We start from the raw sequence: 18,270 nt of genomic DNA, 5'->3' as shown, positions 1-18,270 counted from the left end.
ATCCATGAAAACGATTGTTCTCGGCGGCGGCGTCATTGGCGTCGCCACGGCTTTTTACCTGGGCCAGCAAGGCTGCGAAGTCACGGTGATCGAGCGCGAACCCGACGTCGCGCTGTCCACCAGTTTCGGCAATGCGGGCGTGATCGCCCCGGGCTATGTGACGCCATGGGCCGCACCTGGCATGCCGGTCAAGATCCTCAAATACCTGTTCAAACCCGCGTCGCCGCTGATCTTCCGGCCTACGTTCGATCCGGCGCAATGGCGCTGGATCGCGCGCTGGCTGCGCGAATGCGACCTCGAACATTTCCGCGTCAACAAGCAGCGGATGCAGCGCATCGCTTATTACAGCCGCGATTGTCTGCATGAGTTTCGCGGACGTCATCCGTTCGATTACGGTCGCAGCCAGGGCTATCTGCAACTGTTTCGCAGCGAGTACGACGTCGAGCTGGCGCAGCCCGCGCTAACCGTGTTGCGCGACGCGGGCATCGCGCATCGGGAAGTGAGCGCGGCGCAGTGCATCGAGATCGAACCGGGCCTGCGCTGGGCGCGTGAGACGCCGCTCTCCGGCCTCTATCTCCCCGACGACGAAGCCGGCGATTGCGCCCGCTTCACCCGCGAATTGCGCGCGATCTGCGAGCGCAACGGGGTGCGTTTTCGCTTCGATACCCGCGTCACGGGGCTCGATGTGCGAAGCGGTGCGGTGCATGGCGTGCATGTCGACAGCGAACACGGCGCAGAGACCTTGCTGGCCGATGCCGTGGTGGTCGCGCTGGGTGTCGACAGCGCGGAGCTTCTCGCGCCGCTCGGCGTGAAGGTGCCGCTCTATCCGGTGAAAGGCTATTCGGCGACGCTCCCCGTCACCGACGAAGAAAAAGCGCCGCGCGCCGCGTTGATGGACGAGTCGTTGAAAACCGCGATCACGCGTTTCGGCAACAACCTGCGAATTGCGGGCACCGCTGAATTGGGCAACGGCCAGACCACCTTGCGCGAGCAGGCGTTGCAGACGTTGATGAAGGTGCTGCGCGACTGGTTTCCGCATGCGGCCAATCCGACGTCCGCGCATTTCTGGGTCGGACGCAGGCCGATGACGCCCGACGGTGCGCCTTTGCTCGGGCCGTCGGGCGTGGACAATTTATGGCTGAACCTCGGTCACGGCTCGACCGGATGGGCGATGTCGATGGGTTCAGGACGCGTGGTCGCAGATCTGATCACGCAGCGCAAGCCGGAAATCGATCTCGATGGACTGACGTTGGCGCGCTACCGGAAGTAACGCGGCGGTCACCACGCACGTTAAAAAGCCGGGTCCACCTTCTCAGGTGGCCCGGCTCTGTTTTTTACCGCTTTGTTCTACCGCTGTATGTGCCGCTTCTTAAGCTGTCGCACATTGTCGTCTCCACCTCTTCCTGCAAACTTTGACCGGCTTTCGCTTTTGTTCACACGGCGAAAACCGGCGGCAATCAGGTTTGAGACGTCTTAACGCGGCAGTTCCGAATGACCCATCAGGAATGCATCGACGGAACGCGCGCACTGACGGCCTTCGCGAATCGCCCACACCACCAGCGACTGGCCGCGACGCATATCGCCCGCCGTGAACACCTTGTCCACCGACGTGTAATACGCCTTGTCGCCTTCGGTCGCGGCACGCACGTTGCCGCGCGCATCCTTGTCGACGCCGAACGCTTCGAGCACCGGCGACACCGGCTGCGTGAAGCCCATGGCCAGCAGCACCAGATCGGCCTTCATTTCGAATTCGGAGTTCGGCACTTCGACCATCTTGCCGTCCTTCCATTCGACGCGCGCAGCGATCAGCTTCTCGACCTTGCCGTTCTTGCCTTCGAGGCGCTTGGTCGCGACCGCCCAATCGCGCTCGCAGCCCTCGTCATGCGACGACGACGTGCGCAGCTTGATCGGCCAGTACGGCCACACGAGCGGCTTGTTCTCTTCTTCCGGCGGCTGCGGCAGCAGTTCGAATTGCGTGACGCTCTTCGCGCCATGACGATTCGACGTGCCCACGCAGTCCGAACCCGTATCGCCGCCGCCGATCACGACGACGTGCTTGCCCTTCGCGAGCAACTGGTTCGCGACCTTGTCGCCGGCGTTGACCTTGTTCTGCTGCGGCAGGAATTCCATCGCGTAATGGATGCCTTCCAGCTCACGGCCCGGCACCGGCAGATCGCGCGGCGTTTCCGAACCGCCTGCCACCACAACGGCGTCGAACTGTTCTTTCAGCTCGGCCGGGGTGATGGTTTCCTTCGCCGTGTTGCCGATCCAGGCCGGCAGCGAGCCTTCCTTGCCGACGAACACGTTCGCGCGGAACGTGACGCCTTCGGCTTCCATCTGACGCATGCGGCGGTCGATCAGCCACTTTTCCAGCTTGAAGTCGGGAATGCCGTAACGCAGCAGGCCGCCAATGCGGTCGTTCTTTTCGAACACCGTCACATCGTGCCCCGCACGCGCGAGTTGCTGCGCGACAGCGAGACCCGCGGGGCCGGAACCTACCACCGCGACCTTCTTGCCGGTCTTGTGCTTCGGCGGCTGCGGCGCAACCCAGCCTTCGGCCCAGGCCTTGTCAATGATCGCGTGTTCGATCGACTTGATGCCGACCGGGTCGTTGTTGATGCCGAGCGTGCACGCCGCTTCGCACGGTGCCGGGCAGATGCGGCCCGTGAACTCCGGGAAGTTGTTGGTCGAGTGCAGCACTTCGATCGCGTTCTTCCAGTCCTGATGGAACACCAGGTCGTTGAAGTCCGGGATGATGTTGTTCACCGGGCAGCCGTTGTTGCAGAACGGAATACCACAGTCCATGCAACGTGCGCCCTGAATCTTCGCTTCGTCGTCGCTCAATGCCGCGACGAATTCCTTGTAGTGCTTCACACGCGTGAGCGGAGCTTCGTACGTCTCGTGGCGACGTTCGAACTCGAGAAAACCGGTTGCCTTGCCCATGTGGTTCTCTTCTCTATCTGTATCTAGGGGTGATCTGGACCCGCCGCGCGTCGAATGGTCGAGAGGCGGCGGGTACGGCTAAATGTGACGTCTGCGTCTGAGCAGCAATCTGGCTGGTTAAGCGGCGAGAACTTCCTTGTTCGCCTTCTTCGCGGCCAGCTCGCCCAGTGCGCGCTTGTATTCGGTCGGGAACACCTTCACGAATTGACGGCGCGACGCATCCCAGTTTTCGAGCAACGCTTTCGCACGCGGCGAACCGGTGAACTGGAAGTGACGCTCGATGAGACCCTTCAGCAGCGCCTCGTCGGTCGTCTCGCAGTGCCACAGGCCCTTGTCGACCGTGCGTTCCTGTTCGGCCTGTTGCAAGACCGGATCGAGCGCGACCATCGACTTGTTGCACTTGCCGGCGAACGTGCTGTCCGGATCGAACACATAAGCGACGCCGCCCGACATACCGGCTGCGAAGTTACGGCCCGTTTCGCCGAGCACGACCACCGTGCCGCCCGTCATGTATTCGCAACCGTGGTCGCCCGTACCTTCGACAACCGACGTCGCACCCGAGTTACGCACGCAGAAACGCTCGCCTGCCACGCCGCGGAAGAACGACTCGCCTTCGATCGCGCCGTACATCACCGTGTTGCCGCAGATGATGTTCTCTTCCGACTTGCCGCGGAAATCGTTGGTCGGACGGATGATGATGCGGCCACCCGACAGGCCCTTACCCACGTAGTCGTTGCCGTCGCCGACCAGATCCAGCGTCACGCCCTTCGCGAGGAACGCGCCGAAGCTCTGACCCGCGGTGCCCTTCAACTGGATGTGGATCGAGTCGTCGGGCAGGCCGTCGTGGCCGTACTTCTTCGCGATCGCGCCGGACAGCATCGCGCCGACCGTACGGTTCACGTTGCGCACCGGCTGGATGAACGACACGTGCTCGCCCTTTTCCAGCGCGGCCTTCGCCTTCTCGATCAGCGTGTGGTCGAGTGCCTTGTCCAGACCGTGGTCCTGCACGTCGACGTGCTTGCGCGCGACTTCCGCACCGACTTGCGGCAGGTAGAACACACGCGAGAAGTCCAGACCCTTCGCCTTCCAGTGCTCGATGCCCTTCTTCATGTCGAGCAGTTCGGCGTGACCGATCAGGTCGTCGAACTTGCGGATACCCAGTTGCGCCATGATTTCGCGCGCTTCTTCAGCAACGAAGAAGAAGAAGTTGACGACGTGTTCCGGCTGGCCCTTGAACTTCTCACGCAGCACCGGATCTTGCGTCGCGACGCCGACCGGGCAGGTGTTCAGATGGCACTTGCGCATCATGATGCAGCCTTCGACGACCAGCGGAGCCGTCGCGAAACCGAATTCGTCCGCGCCGAGCAGCGCGCCGATCACGACGTCGCGGCCGGTCTTCATCTGACCGTCGGCCTGCACGCGGATACGGCCGCGCAGATGGTTCAGCACCAGCGTTTGCTGCGTTTCGGCCAGACCGAGTTCCCACGGCGTGCCGGCATGCTTGACCGACGACAGCGGCGACGCACCCGTACCACCGTCATGACCGGCGATCACGACGTGATCGGCCTTGGCCTTCGCCACACCTGCAGCCACCGTACCGACGCCCGACTCCGACACCAGCTTCACCGACACGCTAGCTGCCGAGTTGGCGTTCTTCAGGTCGTGAATCAGCTGCGCCAGATCTTCGATCGAGTAGATGTCGTGGTGCGGCGGCGGCGAAATCAGGCCGACGCCCGGCACCGAGTAACGCAGCTTGCCGATGTATTCCGACACCTTGTGGCCCGGCAACTGACCGCCTTCGCCCGGCTTCGCGCCTTGCGCCATCTTGATCTGGATCTGATCGGCCGACGCCAGGTATTCCGCCGTCACGCCGAAACGGCCCGACGCCACCTGCTTGATGCGCGAACGCAGCGAGTCGCCTTCCTTCAGCGGAATGTCGGCAATCACTTCGTCGCCGATGATCGACTTCATCGTGTCGCCGTTCTTGATCGGAATGCCGCGCAGTTCGTTGCGATAACGGTTCGCGTCTTCGCCGCCTTCACCGGTGTTCGACTTGCCGCCGATGCGGTTCATCGCGACAGCCAGCGTAGCGTGCGCTTCGGTGCTGATCGAGCCCATCGACATGGCGCCGGTCGCGAAACGCGTGACGATGTCCTTCGCCGACTCGACTTCGTCGAGCGGGATCGCCTTGGTCGGGTCGAACTTGAATTCGAACAGGCCGCGGAACGTCATGTGGCGCTTGGTCTGATCGTTGATCAGATGCGCGTATTCCTTGTACGTCTGATACGAGTTGCTGCGAGCCGAGTGTTGCAGCTTCGCGATCGCATCCGGCGTCCACATGTGTTCTTCGCCGCGCACGCGGTACGCGTACTCGCCGCCCGCGTCGAGCATGTTCGCGAGGATCGGGTTGTCGCCGAACGCGTCGCGGTGCAGACGGATCGCTTCTTCCGCGACGTCGAACAGGCCGATGCCGCCAACCTTCGACGACGTGCCCTTGAAGTACTTCACCACGAGGTCTTCAGCCAGGCCGACCGCTTCGAAAATCTGCGCGCCGGTGTACGACATGTAGGTCGAAATACCCATCTTCGACATGACCTTCATCAGGCCCTTGCCGACTGCCTTGGTGAAGTTGTAGACCGCTTTTTCCGCCGACAGGTCGCCCTTCAGGCCGGTTGCCATCTGCGCGAGCGTTTCCATCGCGAGGTACGGGTGGACGGCTTCGGCGCCGTAGCCCGCAAGCAACGCGAAGTGGTGCGTTTCACGCGCCGAGCCGGTTTCGACGACCAGACCCGTGCTCGTGCGCAGACCTTGCTGCACGAGGTGCGTGTGGATCGCGGCCGTGGCCAGCAGCGCCGGGATCGCGACGTTGTCGCGGTCGGTCTTGCGGTCCGACACGATCAGCATGTTGTAGCCGGACTTGACGGCGTCGACGGCTTCCGCGCACAGCGACGCGAGACGCGCTTCGATACCTTCCTTGCCCCATGCCACCGGATAGCAGATGTTCAGTTCGTACGAGCTGAACTTGCCGCCCGTGTACTGATCGATCGCGCGGATCTTCGCGATGTCCTTGAAGTCGAGCACGGGCTGCGACACTTCGAGACGCATCGGCGGGTTGATGTTGTTCGTGTCCAGCAGGTTCGGCTTCGGACCGACGAACGAAACCAGCGACATCACCATGTTTTCGCGGATCGGGTCGATCGGCGGGTTCGTGACCTGCGCGAACAACTGCTTGAAGTAGTGATACAGCGTCTTGTTCTTGTTGGACATGACCGCCAGCGGCGAGTCGTTGCCCATCGAGCCGATCGCTTCTTCGCCGGCTTGCGCCATCGGCGCCATCAGGAACTTGAGGTCTTCCTGCGTGTAGCCGAACGCCTGCTGACGATCCAGCAAAGCAGCGGCTTCGCGGCGTTCCGTCGCGACGTCTTCGGCCTTCGCCTCGATTTCGTCGAGCTTGATTCGCACAGCGTCAATCCAGCTCTTGTACGGCTTCGCGTTCGCGAGGTTGTCCTTGAGCTCCTTGTCGTCGATGATGCGACCGTGTTCCATGTCGATCAGGAACATTTTGCCCGGCTGCAGACGCCACTTCTTGACGATCTTCGACTCGGGGATCGGCAGCGTGCCGGCTTCCGACGCCATGATGACGAGGTCGTCGTCCGTGACGATGTAGCGCGCCGGACGCAGACCGTTACGGTCGAGCGTCGCGCCGATCTGACGGCCGTCGGTGAACGCGATCGCGGCGGGGCCGTCCCACGGCTCCATCATCGCGGCATGGTATTCGTAGAACGCGCGGCGGTTGTCGTCCATCAGCGTGTGCTGTTCCCAGGCTTCCGGGATCATCATCATCATTGCGTGGACGAGCGGGTAGCCGGCCATCACCAGCAGTTCGAGACAGTTGTCGAACGATGCGGTGTCGGATTGGCCCGGGTAGATCAGCGGCCACAGCTTCGGCAGGTCGTCGCCGAGCACGTGCGACGCGATTGCGCCGGTACGCGCGTTGAGCCAGTTGACGTTGCCCTTCACCGTGTTGATTTCGCCGTTGTGGGCGATCATGCGGTACGGGTGAGCCAGTTCCCACGCCGGGAACGTGTTGGTCGAGAAGCGTTGGTGAACCAGCGCCAGCGCCGAAACGGTGCGCTCGTCCTGCAGGTCGCGGTAATACACGCCGACCTGACCGGCCAGCAGCAGGCCCTTGTAGACCACCGTGCGCGCCGACATGGACGGCACGAAGTATTCCTTGCCGTGCTTGAGCTTGAGCGCCTGGATGCGGTGGCTGCCGGTCTTGCGGATCACGTACAGCTTCCGCTCGAGCGCGTCCGTCACGATGATGTCCTTGCCGCGACCGATGAAGATCTGGCGGATCAGCGGCTCGCTCGCCTTCACGGTCGGCGAAATCGGCATGGTGTGATCGACCGGCACGTCGCGCCAACCCAGCACGACCTGGCCTTCGGCCTTCACCGTGCGTTCCAGTTCCTGCTCGCAGGCGAGGCGCGATGCGTGTTCCTTCGGCAGGAACACCATACCAACGCCGTATTCGCCGTACGGCGGCAGCGTCACGCCCTGCTTCGCCATTTCCTCGCGATAGAAACCGTCCGGAATCTGGATCAGGATGCCCGCGCCGTCGCCCATCAGCGGATCGGCGCCGACGGCGCCCCGGTGGTCGAGGTTCTCGAGAATCTTCAGACCCTGCTCGATGATCTCGTGGCTTTTCTGGCCCTTGATGTGAGCAACGAAGCCGACGCCGCAGGCGTCGTGCTCGTTTTGCGGGTCGTACAGACCTTGCGCGGCGGGAACCGGATGAGTCGGTTGCAGGTGGTCGTTCATGGGGACACCGTCTGTAGGGGGCCTGACAGGCCGTTAAACCATTTTTCTATTGCCGCAGTTTGCGTTGCAACTGCGACGGCGCTACCTACGCTGAGATGCTACGCGTAACGAAAAAGCGCCGGAATTCGGAATATACGCGACGAATCAATGGAATAGCAAATAAAACCTTATGTTCGAACCCCAATTATCAAATTGGTGCATCGCACTTAATTTTTAATGGTGCCATATCAAATTGGGGCAAAAGAAAACGGCATGCGCGATGCCGTTTTCGTGCAGATCTTTGATGCGAAACGCTTTATTGGGTATGAGGCGTCTCGCGGACCTTGCGCGGCCGCCCGCGCGGCAGCGGCGATACACGCCTGTTTGCGGCCCGTGCAGCCCATTCGCGATAGGTATCGCTGCCCAGAACCCAGCCTTTTAGCGTGGCCTGCTGAAGCTGGCTGGCTTCGCGTTCGTCGAGCGGCTGCTCGCACAATTCGCGGTACGCGCGTTGACGTTCGAACGGCGTATTGCCGAGCGACCAGTACAACGGGTGGTCGGTGATCAGGCTGTCGAGCGTGAGGCCGATGTGATGCCGGTAACTCGACCAGCGGTAATCTTCCGGCGCGCTCACCAGTTGCGCGCGCACCGGACACATTTCGACGACCCGGCTCGCCAGCAAAAAGTAGCGCTCGCCCTCGATTACCGTGGCACGATAGCGACCCTCCCACAAGGTTCCGCGACGCGCGTAACGCCGGTTGAAGTGCGCCACATAGCGACGCCCCACCGCCTGCATCGCTTTCGGCAGACTCGACTCCTCGGTGGGAGTGACGAGCAGTTGCACGGCGCCAGGCATCAACGCGTACGCGTGGATCGAAAGGTGATGGTCGCGCGAAGCCGCCTTCAGGCAGTCGATGAAGAGTTCGTAGTCCTGGTCGTCGACGAATGCGGGCTGCTGATCGAGCCCGCGAAGGATGACGTGCTGCGGCTGGTCAGGGACATAAAGACGTGCAAGCCGTGCCATGCTGGAGTATCCGATAGTCGCGTTGGTACATACCCGAAGGTCCGAAGAGCCGCATGCGCCAAAGGTTCGACGCGGCGCGGCCAGGCCAGAAAGCGCGCGGCGCTTAGGGAGAAAGCTCTAACCGCCGCGTATGGTTAGTTTCAAACGTTCTCGTCATAATGAGCGGGCCTTTTTTGGAGGAGCACATATGAAATTAAAACAGGCCGTAACGGGGATCGCAGCGTTAGCTTGCATGTCAACAGCAGCGCATGCGCAATCGGCCGGTACCATTTACTTCACGACGGGCTGGTTCCACCTGGCGCCTCAATCGAGCAGCAAGCCGCTCACGATAACCAGCCTTGGCGGCAGCCCGACCAACATCACCGAACCCAACACCGGCGCATCGCTTGATTCCGCCGATACCCTCGGCCTCACCGCCGGCTACTTCATCACCGATCACATCGCGACCGAATTTGTTATTGGCGTCCCGCCCAAGTTCGCTCTGAACGGCACGGGCAGCTTCGAACAATACGGCAAACTGGGTTCGGCAAAACAGTGGAGCCCGACTCTGCTGTTCAAGTACTACTTCAACGCACCGACCGCCTCGTTCCGCCCGTATCTTGGCGTCGGCGTGAGCCGCATCTGGTTCACGGACGAAAAAATCACCAACGGCGTGTTCCAGGCAAACGTTCTGCATGGTCCGACCAGCGTCTCTACGGATAGTTCGTGGGAGCCCGTGTTTAATGCCGGTTTCACGTACGCATTCAATCAGCACTGGTTCGCGGGCGTGTCGCTCTCCTATTTGCCGCTCAGCACGACAGCCAAACTGACGACCGCAGCGAATACACCGGTCGGCACACTGACCGCGACGTCGCAAACCAAGATCAAGCTGAACCCGATCGTCACGTACGTCAACATCGGTTACCGTTTCTAACGCTCTCGAAGAAAATTGGGGCCGTTGAGTTAGGTTAGTCGAATTTTCGCGGGTTAGACAACGCCGTCATTTATCCAGTGACGGCGTTTTTTATTTTGGCGCGCAGGGCGTACGGCAATTTTTTGAGCCTGCCGCCGGATGCGACCTCGAACGTTTGTAAATTTAACCCGCGACTACGCCGGCTTGTGCAATATGTGCTGATGAATTCAGACGGTTTTGCCGTCCAGAGAGGGTTTCAGCTTTGGCACCGAAGTTGCGTTCGCATGGTGTTTCCCGCGTCGCGACGCAACACTGCGTCATGATGAAACGCGTGGGACCTTTTTGACCCTCATCGACGGAGCGACCATGACAGCACTTCCGAACACGAGAGACGCCCTCGGCGAATCCTGGACGAGCACGAGCCGCCGCGCGCGACGTATTGCCCGCCATAGCCGCCATGCGGCAGAAGATATTGCAGGCGAACTGCGCACGCTGATGTCCGAACTCGAGTCCACTTTGGCGGACGGCACCCAGGCCGACGCCGTGGCATTGCGCGGCAAGTTGCGCAAACAACTGGAAGCCGCGCGCGCCCGCCTGAACGACACCCGTGAAGCCGTGCGCGAACGCGCCGAAGTCGCGATCTCGGATGCCGACGATTACGTGCATGAAAACCCGTGGCAGACGATTGCGATCGTCGGCGGGGTTGCGTTGATCGCGGGGGCGCTGTTTGCGTCGCGGTTGCGCTGACGGATTGCGAATTGCGTGACGGTTGGCGACGGCGCGCGCTGAGCGGCCGTCGGTCGCGCGGATTGCGTGAAATTAAAGCGCCGCGCCGTCTGGTGATGAGCTAAATGGATGCGGCTGCCGCTGCCCCATCAGCAACATGTCGCGAATTGCGCGTGTAGGGCAGCGTTTATTTGAACGCTGATCCTTACTAAGCGCGACACCGCCGCCGACGGCTCAAAATACCGCGCCGCCTGGCCTAGTTGTCGTCGATCACAAAGAGCCGCTGATACTCCTTCACCGCGTATCGATCCGTCATGCCAGCGATGTAATGCGCGATCAACCGGGGTTGCGACGCCGCGTCCGTTGACTGATAGCCCGGCGGCAACAGCCGCGGATCTTCCGTGAATGCGTCGAACAGCCCCACCACCACGCGACGAGCCTTGTTGGCCATACGCATCACGCGGTAATGGCGATACAGGTTCTTGAATAGAAAGCGCTTGAGCGTGGCCGCCTGCGCGGCCATCGTTTCGCTATGCGCAACGAGCGCAGGCGCGGCGCGCACGTCGTCGAGCGACTGCGGTGCATGGCGCACCAGATTCGACTGGGTCGTCTCGATCAGGTCGACAATCAGCGCGTTGATAATCCGGCGCACCGTTTCGTGGATCAATCTGCGTCCTTCGATCTGCGGATAATCGCCGCGCGCCGTCTCGTAATGCGTCTGCCACAACTCCACTTCCGCCAGTTGCTCGACGGTGAGCAAACCGGAACGCAAACCGTCATCGACGTCGTGGTTGTTGTAGGCGATCTCGTCGGCAACATTCGCAATCTGCGCTTCGATGGACGGCTGCCGTCCTTCGAGAAACCGTTCGCCTAACGCCCCCAGCCGCCGCGCGTTCTCTCGCGAACAATGTTTGAGGATGCCCTCACGGGTCTCGAAGCACAGATTCAGGCCGTTAAACGCGCCGTAGTGCTCTTCCAGATCGTCGACCACCGCGAGACTTTGCAGGTTGTGCTCGAAGCCGCCATGCTCGCGCATGCATTCGTTCAAGGCGTCCTGTCCGGCATGGCCGAACGGCGTGTGGCCGAGATCATGAGCAAGTGAAATGGCCTCGACGAGGTCTTCGTTGACGCGCAGATTGCGCGCGACCGAACGCGCGATCTGCGCGACTTCGAGACTGTGCGTGAGACGGGTGCGAAACAGATCGCCCTCGTGATTCACGAAGACTTGCGTCTTGTATTCGAGTCGACGGAATGCCGTGGAGTGGACGATACGATCGCGGTCGCGCTGAAACTCGGTGCGCGCGCCTGGCGCGGATTCGGGATAGCGGCGGCCGTGCGACTGCGCGGAATGCGCGGCGTAAGGCGCGAGATGCGCTTCGAGTGCGTCCTGCGTCGGCACGGCGAGCACCGCCATGCGTGCCGCCGGGTCATGCTGTACTTCGTCGCTGCGCCTGTCAGTCACCGGGTTCTCCGAAACATGGGCGGCGCCTCGTGACGCGGGTGCTTGATGCCTCGCTGAAAAATGCTCCGTCGAACTAGATAGCGGCGGCCAGCGTGGCTTGCACTTCGGCGTCGGGCGCCTGGGTGATCAGCGTCTCACCGAAACGCTTCAGCAGAATGAATTTGATTGCGCCGGCTTCCGCCTTCTTGTCGACCTGCATGAGTTCGACATAACGCGCTGCGCCGAGCGACGGCGCTTTGGTCGGCAAATGCGCGGCGACGATCACGTCGACCAGGCGCTTGCGCTCCGCGGCGTCGAGATAGCCCATGCGCACCGACAGATCCGCCGCCATCACCATTCCGCAGCCGACCGCCTCGCCGTGCAGCCATTCGCCATAGCCGAGTCCGGCTTCGATCGCGTGGCCGAACGTGTGGCCGAAATTGAGGATGGCGCGCAGGCCGCCTTCGCGCTCGTCCTGTGCGACCACCGACGCCTTGATCTCGCACGACCGCTTGACCGCCTCGGTCAGCGCTTCCGGCTCGCAGCGGTTCAGCGCATCGATATTGGCTTCGATCCAGTCGAAGAAGCCTGCGTCGGCGATCGCGCCGGTCTTGATGACTTCGGCGACGCCCGCAGCCAGTTCGCGCCCGGGCAGCGTGCGCAGCGCGCCGATGTCGGCGATCACTGCCTGCGGCTGGTAGAACGCGCCAATCATGTTCTTGCCGAGCGGGTGATTGATACCCGTCTTGCCGCCCACCGACGAATCCACCTGCGACAGCAACGTGGTCGGCACCTGGATGAACGGCACGCCACGCATGTAGCAGGCAGCCGCAAAACCGGTCATATCGCCGATCACGCCGCCGCCCAGTGCGATCAGCGTCGTCTTGCGGTCGGCGCGCGAGCCGAGCAGCGCGTCGAAAATCAGATTCAGCGTTTCGAGGTTCTTGTGCGCTTCGCCGTCCGGCAAAACGACCGTCGACACCTGTTTGCCCAGCGGCGCCAGCGCGGCGCGCAACTTGTCGCCGTAAAGCGGATCGACGGTGGTGTTGGTGACGATGGTGACCGAATTACCGGCGATGTGCGGCGCGAACAACGCCGTCTGACCGATCAGATCGGCACCGATATGGATGGGGTAGGCGCGCTCGCCCAGTTCGACGTTGACGGTAATCATACGGTCCATTATGAAGCAGGATGTTTGGCTACGCCGGCCATCTCGAGCTGCATCAGAACCATATTGACGAGTCCGTTGACCGAAGGCCGGCCGGTTTCAATCACGAAATGCGCGCATTCCCGGTACAGCGGGTCGCGCACTTCATAGAGCGCTTCGAGGCGTGCCTTGGGATCTTCGGTTTGCAGAAGCGGCCGGTTCTTGTCGCGCCGGGTGCGCAGCCACAGATCGTGCGGATTGGCGCGCAGATAGATCACTACGCCGTTGTTCTGCAGCGCCGTGCGGTTTTCAGGCCGCAAAACCGCGCCGCCGCCAGTCGCCAGCACGATATTTTCGCGCCCGGTGAGCTCGGAAATCACGCTCGCCTCGCGGTCGCGAAAGCCCGCCTCGCCCTCCAGCTCGAAGATCACAGGGATGCGCGCGCCCGTGCGCGCTTCGATTTCATGGTCGGAATCGAAGAACGGGCGATCGAGACGGCGCGCAATGGCCCGGCCCACGGTGGTTTTCCCTGCCCCCATGAGCCCTACGAAAATTACATTGGCGTGTGCGTCCCGCGCTTGCAACGGTGTCCTCTGGCTAATCCGGTATGGGTTCGTGCCGCAGCTTACTGGCAAAGCAGCCGCCTTGTCGAGCCTGAGCGCCGCCGCTGGCGAGCGACGGCACCCTATCCCTAATTTTTCTGGACGACGCGCGGCGTGATGAAAATTGCCAGTTCACTGCGCTGGTCACGATGTGTGGTGTTGCGAAAAAGCGCGCCCAAAAACGGTATTTTGCCCAGGAGCGGCACCCGAGTCACATCATCCCGGTCGTCGGTCGCGTAAATTCCGCCGATCGACACCGTACCACCATCCTCGACTTCGACGCGTGTTTGTACGTGTTTGGTGTTGATCGCGGGTCCGGCGTCGGTCTGTTCGCCGACGCTGTCTTTGGCGACGTCGAGGTCCAGCACAACGCGGCCGTCCGGCATGATTTGCGGCTCGACCTCCAGTTTGAGCGTAGCCCGGCGAAACTGCACGCCCGACACGCCCTGCCCCACTTTCGCCTGATACGGCAGCTCGGTGCCCTGCTCGACCACCGCTTTCATCCGGTCCGCCGTGACGACACGCGGACTCGACACGATTTCCCCGCGCCCCTCGGCTTCGAGTGCACTCAGCTCGACATTCAGCAGACGGGTGGCTGCGGCGGCGAATAGGGTCAGGCCGGCGGTTGCCGCGTCGAAGCCTGAAATCGGCCGGGCCGACAGATCGTAGACGGTGCCGTCCGCGTTACCGTTCAAACCTTTCGCCGTACCGTCGGCGTTAGTGGCCGCCATCGACAGCTTCACGCCGAGATTGCGCGAAAAACCATGCTCGCCTTCGACGATATGCGCCTCGATCAGCACCTGGCGGGTCGGCCGGTCGACTGCGGCGACCAGCGTCTCAATCTGAGCGAGCCGCCCTTCAATGTCGGTAATGAACAGGAGATTGGTGCGCGGGTCCGCCGTCACGGCACCACGCTTGGACAGCACGCGCTGGGTGCCGGAGCCGGTCAGCAGACGCCGGACATCTTCGGCATGCGCGTAATGCAGCTGGACCGTGCGGCTCGCCAGCGGCTCGAGGTCGGCGGCACGCGCGTGGGCTTCGAAACGTTGTCGCTCACGCGCCGCCAGTTCCGCCTGGGGCGCGACCCAGACCACATTGCCGTGGCGCTCCATGGCCAGATTGTTGACGTCGAGCAAGGTGTCGAATGCCGCTCGCCATGGCACCTTGTCGAGCCGCAACGAGACCACGCCGCGCACTTTCTCGCTCGCCACGATGTTCAGGCCCGTGAACTCGGCGAAGGCCTTGAGGACCGCCCCGAGCTCGGCTTTCTGGAAGCTCAGGGAGATCGGTTTGTTGTCGGCGGCAAGATGGGCGTCGGCGGCGGTTTTAGGTGCGCCGCTCAGGCGTTCGAGCGGCGGCAGTGGCACCGGCGGGCCTTCCAGGCCGGAGGCGTTCGTGGAGTCGTCGCGAGGCTGGTCGGACGGGCGTCTTTGCAGTGGGACCGAACCTTCAACGGCGGCGGCAAATGTGCTGGCGTCGGCTTCGGGCGGCACGCCGTCAGACGATGTGGCACTTCGCGCAACGCCTGGATCGTCCGATGAATCGTCGCGAAATGGATTGGCCACTTCTGCGGCGACGGCACGCGGCAGCGGCACTGCGTCGTACGAGGCATCGGACTGCGCCGCAACGGAACCGTCGGCCAGCATATAGGCGGGCAACGGCGGCAGCGGCCCAATCGACGCGTGCGCAACGCCGCCGCCCAACGTCGCGCTGACGCAAAGGCCGACATATAGGAGAGCGCCACGCGGCGCGCGTGCGATACCGGAACCGCGAGCAACCTGCGCGCCGCCATTCGGGTGCACTGCAACGGATGGATCAACAATACGCATCAGGACGCCTCCGCCAGCGCCAGCGTGCGCGTCGTGCCACCGTTAGCAAGCGTGACACCATCCGCGTCGATTCTCGTGACCCGCTCAGCCCCGACCTGTTGCCCGAAGGTCACGGTTGTCGAGCCATCCTGCGTATCTAGCAAAGCCAGACCGCGCGTTAAGTCGCGCAACAATCCGACCACGCGCAGCAACGAACTATCGGGAAGATCGTCACCGGCTTGCATCTGCGGATGCGAAAACGGGTCGAAGAATACGATGTCTTCGTCGTCATCCGAATCGAGACTTGCGTCGTTGAAGGCGTCGGTCGAAGTGGCTGACACAGCCGGCCGCAGCACATTGAACACGCGCAATGTCGCGCTCACCGATAGAGAGGCGGCATCCTGCTTGACGGTTACGTCGACCGGCACGATCAGCACCGGCAAGTCGGAAAGCCCGCGCATGAACGCCATCAGATGCACGAAGTCGGTGTGGGCGGTGATCTGCAAGGGACGCCCGCCATCGGCGTTCGCGCTGGTCGGCGCACCCGGCGCCACCGCCTGCAACGACACGCTATTTTGCGCGGCCAGCTCGGAGACGACGCGCACGTCGTCCGCTGAACTCCAGGGTGCGTGCGATGGCTCGGCGGGCATTGCGGCGAACGCGCGACGCAACGAGGGCAACTGCGTGAGCGAGCGCGAAGCATCCGCGAGCCGCTGCTTGCTGGCCGCCAACGCAACGCGGCTCGCCTCGATACTGCTCAAGTCGGCAACAACCCAGCCATACGCGCCCGCGCCAAAAACCAGCGCGGCAATCGCCAAAGCCGTGAGCCAGCGACGCCGCCGACTCCATGCTTCGAGCGGCAACCTCGCCTGCGCCATTAAAGAAGAAAGCGAGATTGCGCTGTTCGCCGCGCCGCCGGATTTGACAAGGATCGTGCTCATTTTGTACCTCCAGAAATTTCCGACTTCACAGGACGCGACGCCGCGGCGGCTGCGACAGCACGAACCGCTTTTAAAACCGGCTCGCCCCAGAGCAACCGCGCGCCAAACTCGATCGGTCCGGTCACGCTCTCATCCGCGAGCGCGTGAGCACGCAACACTGGACGATGGAGGTCGCTCATCTCCGTTCCCGTCACGCCGCGAATCCCTCCCAGGCGTTTGAGCCACTCGGCCGAAGCGAGATGTCCCCGCGAAGTCGCCAGCAATTCGGTGTCGTGTTCACGCTGACGCAACTGCCGCAACACGACGCCGTTGCCGGGTTCAAAACTCAGCGCATCGAGCAGATCGCGCAAATGGGTGAGCGGCTCCGACAAGCTCATGGCGAGCGCCGTGGCTTTGCGCTGCTCGTCCTGCGCGCGCGTCAATCTGGCGTGTTCGGCGAGCGGCACGGCCATTTGTGTGAAAGACCGTTCAATCGATGCGCGTTCAGCGTCGGTTCGCGTCTTCTCGAATGCCTGCCACGCGGCCAGAACAACAACAGCGGCGACCCCGGCCAGTGCGGCAGCAAGCCATTCACGCAGACAGCGCCGACGCGCAAGACGCGCATTGCGTTGTCGATAAGGCAGCAGGTTGAATCCGCCGAGCCATGGTTTTGCGACGCGCACTTTGCGCGATGAAGGTGATGCCTGCGAACTCGCGGAACGCGAAAATCTGCGCGGACGGGAAAGCAGAGGTGAGTTCAAAAGGTCGCGCGTCATTCGCACACTCCGCGCAATGCGAGTCCAAATGCCACCGCTCCGGCCGGCTCGTATAACAACGGATCGACGAATTGCCGCGTGCGGTCTCCCAGCGCGGCGCATTCGAACGGCAGCGTCGTACAGCCCAATATGTCGGCGATATCAGCGAGCGAGAAACCCACGCCGTCGAGCAGATTGACCTCGCCGCTCACCAGAGCGCAGTCCAGCACGGGACCGTGGACGAGGTCACGCAACGCATCGGCGAGATCGGCGTGCTCGGGCGCCGGATACCGCATTTCACCGGCGATGCCATCGTCGACGATGCGCCATCCGTACACGCCGTCCGTGCCGATCCATAACGCGACATAAGGCTCGTGCGGATCGAGTTCGTGACTCGCCGCGTAACGCATTGCACGCAGCGCCGCGTGCGGCTCGCCGTCGACGGCCGTCAGCGAAATACCGGCCATCGCGGCGCACTCCATTCGCGCTTCCAGATGTTGGCGCGCTGTGGCCGCGATCGTCACGGAGCGGATTGGCGAAGGGCTTTCGTCGACGAACCAGTCCACCGCGAGCGCGTGCCGCTCCAGCCCTGCGATGCGCTCGGCCTCGCTCATCACGGCGGGTTCTAGCCCAGCGAGCGCGTGTCCACCGTCTTCCACGCAATGGCTTTGCGCGACGAGCCGCGCGAACGGCACGATGCTGGTCAACGTGGCCGATGCAGGCATCGCCATCGCGCATCGCAATGCATGTGTTGCACAGCCGCGCGGCAAACCGGCGAACGCGTCGCGCAGTGCACGCGCTATCGCGTGCCGGTCGACGATCTCGCTGCCGGCCATTGCCCCTGCGCCCAGCGGCATGGTGCAAAGGTATTCCAGATGCAGTGCGCCGCGAGCACGCGAACGCTGACTCACCACCACCAGCCGCAAGACCTGCGAACCGATATCGATCCCCGCGCCAAAACGCTGCGCACCTGATTTCACAGCTTGAAGCCACGAATTGCTGAAGCTCATCACGTCCTCCCTCTGATCCACGCGACGAACCATTCGAACGCGAGTAACGAGGAAGAATTGTCCGTAGACAGCCGCCCGAGCGACACTCGGCCGAACGGCCAACGTTGCTCAGCGCACGCCCTGCATGGCATCAAAGCGTCTACAGTGAAGTCATCGCTGAGCGCCCCGCTGACTTGCAGGCTACCGTTCGTAAGCAACCCGA

General features: G+C 62.6%; 13 protein-coding genes. 3 read left to right on the top strand and 10 right to left on the bottom strand.

Going from position 1 to position 18,270, the window contains the following annotated elements; all coding sequences use genetic code 11:
* Nucleotides 1-4 precede the first annotated feature (4 nt).
* A complete protein-coding gene (locus tag ABH945_RS32885) occupies nt 5-1,270 on the top strand; it encodes a D-amino acid dehydrogenase (protein WP_429253416.1) in 1,266 nt (421 codons plus the stop codon).
* 203 nt (nt 1,271-1,473) lie between these two features.
* On the opposite strand, the gene ABH945_RS32880 is transcribed toward ABH945_RS32885, so the two are convergent.
* From ABH945_RS32880 to ABH945_RS32870, 3 genes are all read right to left on the bottom strand, one after another.
* Nucleotides 1,474-2,943 carry a glutamate synthase subunit beta gene (locus tag ABH945_RS32880; RefSeq protein ID WP_429253415.1) on the bottom strand — a complete coding sequence of 490 codons (1,470 nt, stop codon included), beginning with the start codon at nt 2,941-2,943 and terminating at the stop codon, nt 1,474-1,476.
* A 117-nt stretch (nt 2,944-3,060) separates the two neighbouring features.
* Nucleotides 3,061-7,764, bottom strand: coding sequence for a glutamate synthase-related protein (locus ABH945_RS32875; RefSeq protein ID WP_074766107.1), 4,704 nt, complete (start codon nt 7,762-7,764; stop codon nt 3,061-3,063).
* Between the two features lie 295 nt (nt 7,765-8,059).
* Entirely contained in the window at nt 8,060-8,767 is a 708-nt protein-coding gene (locus tag ABH945_RS32870; RefSeq protein ID WP_042329221.1) for a transposase, read from the bottom strand.
* A 187-nt stretch (nt 8,768-8,954) separates the two neighbouring features.
* Between ABH945_RS32870 and ABH945_RS32865 the strand changes: the two genes are divergently transcribed.
* Both ABH945_RS32865 and ABH945_RS32860 read left to right on the top strand, forming a co-directional pair.
* Entirely contained in the window at nt 8,955-9,680 is a 726-nt protein-coding gene (locus ABH945_RS32865; protein WP_074766109.1) for an OmpW/AlkL family protein, read from the top strand.
* A gap of 345 nt (nt 9,681-10,025) precedes the next feature.
* Nucleotides 10,026-10,406 carry a DUF883 family protein gene (locus ABH945_RS32860; protein WP_074766111.1) on the top strand — a complete coding sequence of 127 codons (381 nt, stop codon included), beginning with the start codon at nt 10,026-10,028 and terminating at the stop codon, nt 10,404-10,406.
* Nucleotides 10,407-10,641: 235 nt separating this feature from the next.
* Here the strand turns inward: ABH945_RS32860 and ABH945_RS32855 are convergent, their stop codons facing one another.
* The 7 genes from ABH945_RS32855 to pilM all read right to left on the bottom strand — a co-directional run bounded on the left by ABH945_RS32855 (nt 10,642) and on the right by pilM (nt 18,068).
* Nucleotides 10,642-11,847, bottom strand: coding sequence for a deoxyguanosinetriphosphate triphosphohydrolase (locus ABH945_RS32855; RefSeq protein ID WP_429253414.1), 1,206 nt, complete (start codon nt 11,845-11,847; stop codon nt 10,642-10,644).
* 73 nt (nt 11,848-11,920) lie between these two features.
* Nucleotides 11,921-13,006: a 3-dehydroquinate synthase gene (gene aroB, locus ABH945_RS32850; protein WP_429253413.1), complete on the bottom strand. Its 1,086-nt coding sequence runs from the start codon at nt 13,004-13,006 to the stop codon at nt 11,921-11,923.
* The gene (locus tag ABH945_RS32845) at nt 13,006-13,557 is read right to left on the bottom strand and encodes a shikimate kinase (protein WP_429253412.1); all 552 of its coding nucleotides are present in this window, start codon (nt 13,555-13,557) and stop codon (nt 13,006-13,008) included. Before ABH945_RS32845 ends, aroB begins: the two co-directional genes overlap by 1 nt.
* A gap of 107 nt (nt 13,558-13,664) precedes the next feature.
* Nucleotides 13,665-15,407, bottom strand: coding sequence for a type IV pilus secretin PilQ (locus tag ABH945_RS32840; RefSeq protein ID WP_429253460.1), 1,743 nt, complete (start codon nt 15,405-15,407; stop codon nt 13,665-13,667).
* A complete protein-coding gene (locus tag ABH945_RS32835; protein WP_429253411.1) occupies nt 15,404-16,324 on the bottom strand; it encodes a hypothetical protein in 921 nt (306 codons plus the stop codon). The genes ABH945_RS32840 and ABH945_RS32835 overlap by 4 nt, the downstream gene beginning before the upstream one ends.
* Nucleotides 16,321-17,079, bottom strand: coding sequence for a fimbrial assembly protein (locus ABH945_RS32830; RefSeq protein WP_429253410.1), 759 nt, complete (start codon nt 17,077-17,079; stop codon nt 16,321-16,323). The genes ABH945_RS32835 and ABH945_RS32830 overlap by 4 nt, the downstream gene beginning before the upstream one ends.
* Nucleotides 17,076-18,068, bottom strand: a complete 993-nt coding sequence (gene pilM / locus ABH945_RS32825; RefSeq protein ID WP_429253409.1) for a type IV pilus biogenesis protein PilM — start codon at nt 18,066-18,068, stop codon at nt 17,076-17,078. The genes ABH945_RS32830 and pilM overlap by 4 nt, the downstream gene beginning before the upstream one ends.
* Nucleotides 18,069-18,270: the final 202 nt, after the last annotated feature.

This window comes from Paraburkholderia sp. GAS333 (assembly GCF_050435665.1).
GTDB lineage: Bacteria > Pseudomonadota > Gammaproteobacteria > Burkholderiales > Burkholderiaceae > Paraburkholderia > Paraburkholderia fungorum_A.
This window is presented reverse-complemented; position numbering and strand designations above follow the sequence as displayed.

What these genes read in the sequence shown, in the direction of transcription:
- ABH945_RS32870 (WP_042329221.1), bottom strand. Translation starts at nt 8,767, where the DNA reads ATGGCACGGCTTGCACGTCTTTATGTCCCTGACCAGCCGCAGCACGTC.
- ABH945_RS32860 (WP_074766111.1), top strand. Translation starts at nt 10,026, where the DNA reads ATGACAGCACTTCCGAACACGAGAGACGCCCTCGGCGAATCCTGGACG.
- ABH945_RS32830 (WP_429253410.1), bottom strand. Translation starts at nt 17,079, where the DNA reads ATGACGCGCGACCTTTTGAACTCACCTCTGCTTTCCCGTCCGCGCAGA.
- ABH945_RS32875 (WP_074766107.1), bottom strand. Translation starts at nt 7,764, where the DNA reads ATGAACGACCACCTGCAACCGACTCATCCGGTTCCCGCCGCGCAAGGT.
- ABH945_RS32865 (WP_074766109.1), top strand. Translation starts at nt 8,955, where the DNA reads ATGAAATTAAAACAGGCCGTAACGGGGATCGCAGCGTTAGCTTGCATG.
- ABH945_RS32835 (WP_429253411.1), bottom strand. Translation starts at nt 16,324, where the DNA reads ATGAGCACGATCCTTGTCAAATCCGGCGGCGCGGCGAACAGCGCAATC.
- ABH945_RS32880 (WP_429253415.1), bottom strand. Translation starts at nt 2,943, where the DNA reads ATGGGCAAGGCAACCGGTTTTCTCGAGTTCGAACGTCGCCACGAGACG.
- aroB (WP_429253413.1), bottom strand. Translation starts at nt 13,006, where the DNA reads ATGGACCGTATGATTACCGTCAACGTCGAACTGGGCGAGCGCGCCTAC.
- ABH945_RS32885 (WP_429253416.1), top strand. Translation starts at nt 5, where the DNA reads ATGAAAACGATTGTTCTCGGCGGCGGCGTCATTGGCGTCGCCACGGCT.
- pilM (WP_429253409.1), bottom strand. Translation starts at nt 18,068, where the DNA reads ATGAGCTTCAGCAATTCGTGGCTTCAAGCTGTGAAATCAGGTGCGCAG.